Source organism: Roseisolibacter sp. H3M3-2 (genome assembly GCF_029211165.1).
Classification (GTDB): domain Bacteria; phylum Gemmatimonadota; class Gemmatimonadetes; order Gemmatimonadales; family Gemmatimonadaceae; genus Roseisolibacter.
Window position 1 is genome coordinate 1 of the sequence record NZ_JARGEK010000577.1, and the last position, 2,036, is coordinate 2,036.

At 77.4% G+C, this 2,036-nt stretch carries 2 protein-coding genes; one reads left to right on the plus strand and one right to left on the minus strand.

Going from position 1 to position 2,036, the window contains the following annotated elements:
- Positions 1-128 precede the first annotated feature (128 nt).
- Positions 129-1,154 carry an Ig-like domain-containing protein gene (locus PYV61_RS24700; RefSeq protein ID WP_275836540.1) on the minus strand — a complete coding sequence of 342 codons (1,026 nt, stop codon included), beginning with the start codon at positions 1,152-1,154 and terminating at the stop codon, positions 129-131.
- 259 nt (positions 1,155-1,413) lie between these two features.
- On the opposite strand from PYV61_RS24700, the gene PYV61_RS24705 reads away from it, so the two are divergent.
- Positions 1,414-1,857 carry a hypothetical protein gene (locus tag PYV61_RS24705; RefSeq protein ID WP_275836541.1) on the plus strand — a complete coding sequence of 148 codons (444 nt, stop codon included), beginning with the start codon at positions 1,414-1,416 and terminating at the stop codon, positions 1,855-1,857.
- The last annotated feature ends 179 nt before the right edge of the window (positions 1,858-2,036 follow it).

Here is a 2,036-nt window from a genome sequence, read left to right on the forward strand (position 1 = left end):
ACTATCTCACACGGCGCTCGGCGCCCGGCGCTCGGCCCGTCACGCGACGGGGGCTCCGTCGAGCGATGAACCGTCCCCGACACGGCGTCCGCTCGACGCTCGACGCTCGACGCTCGACGCTCACGCACTCATCTCCCCGCCACGAACGCCCCCTCGTACCGCCGCGCGGTCGTCGCCCCCGACGCCGCGACGTGCGGCTCGCCCACGTGCCACGCGGTGCCCTCGAGGGTGCGGCCGTCGGCCGACAGGGTGCCGACGAACGTCCAGCGGGAGAGCGTCGCGTAGAGGCGCACCTCGCGGCCGACGATCGTGCCGGTGATCGGGCCGTGCGGCGCGGTCGGCGTGAGGAAGGGCGGCTCGGCGCCCGGCACCGGCGCGCACGCGACGCGGCCGCCGGGGGAGAACTCGCCCTCCACGCGGTCGCCCGACTGCGCGACGCGGAAGGCGATCCCGTCGAGCGTGCAGCGCACGCCGGCGCCCGCGAGCGCGGCCACGCGCAGCGACCAGCGGCTCGGCGCGTCGCCGAGCGGGCCGGCGGTGACGGTGACGCGCGCGGTCGCGCGCACCCCATCGACCTCGGCGATCAGCTGCGCGGTGCCGGGGCGCAGGCCGCGCACGCGCCCGTCGAACGCGACGGCCAGCGTCGCGTCGTCGGAGCCGCGGAAGACGACGGGGCGGTCGTCGAGCACGCGCCCGTCGGCGGCCAGCGCCACCGCGGCGAAGGCGTGCGTCTCGCCGGCCGCGAGGGTCACCTCGACGTGCGACAGCCGCAGCGCGGTCACCGACGGCGGCGCGACGACCACGCGCCGCTCGGCGCGCCCGCGGCCGGCGGTGGCGCTGACCACCGCCTCGCCCACGGCGACGCCGAACACGACGCCCTGCGGCGTCACCCCGACGACGGCCGGGTCGCTGCTCGCCCATGCGACCGGCGCGTCCAGCTCGCGCCCGTCGGCGGCGCGGAGGCGGGCCTGCAGCTGTTGGCTTCCCTGCACGAGCAGGGGCGCGTCGCCGACGGCGACGATGTCGACCTGGGTGACCTCGCGCGGCGTCGGGTCGACGGGGACGGGCTGCGTGGACGGCGCCGACTCGGCGCAGGCGGCGACGGCGAGGAGGAGCGCGGCGCGGACGGCGGCGCGGCGGACGGTGCGGAGCATGGCGGCGGACGTATGGCGTGCAGGCCGCGGCGGCGGGATGCCGGGCGGCTCGGTGCGCGTCACCGTGGCAAGCGCCCGACCGGACTCGGCGGCACCGCATCCAAGTCGCCTCTGCCGTTACGGTTGGGTCGTATCGCGCGCACCGCCTGTTTGCGACCGATCGTCCTCGATCGAGGACGGCGCCACCCGTCGCGGAGGGGACGAACTGGCACGTGCGCTGCCCCGAGAGCCGCTCCACTCACGACGAGGAGGAGCGACGATGGCCAACCGCGACGACGCCAGCCGCGACCGGTACCGCGACAACGACGACGCCCGCGACCCGATCGGCCCCGAGGGGCGGAACGACGTCCGCAGCGACTCGCGCGGCGAGGCGCGGGGGGACGCGCGCGAGAACGTGGGGAACCACGCCCGCGGTACCGACGCCGACCCGACCGGCCCCGAGGGTAACGACCGCACGCGCCACCGCGGCGACCGGAACGACGCCTACGACGACGACCTGCGGCGCGACAACCAGCGCGGCGGCTCGGGCGGGGAGGGGATGTCCGACCTCGGGCGCGACACCCGCAGCGGGATGAGCGCGATGCCGTCCCCGAACGACGACGACCGCCACGGCTGGCGCTCGCACGCCCGGCAGGGGCAGGCGGAGAGCCCCGTGGAGCTGAATCACAATGAGCAGCCGAGGAAGAAGGAGGGGCATCGGTAGGGCGGGGAGCGGCGAGCGTCGAGCGTCGAGGGGGCTCCGTGTCGGGGACAGCTCATCGCCCGGCGGAGCCCCCGTCGCGTGACCGGCCGAGCGCCGGGCGCCGAGCGCCGAGCGCGATAGTGCGCTCGGCGCTCGGCGCTCGGCGCCCGGCGCTCGGCCCGTGACGCGACGGGGGCTCC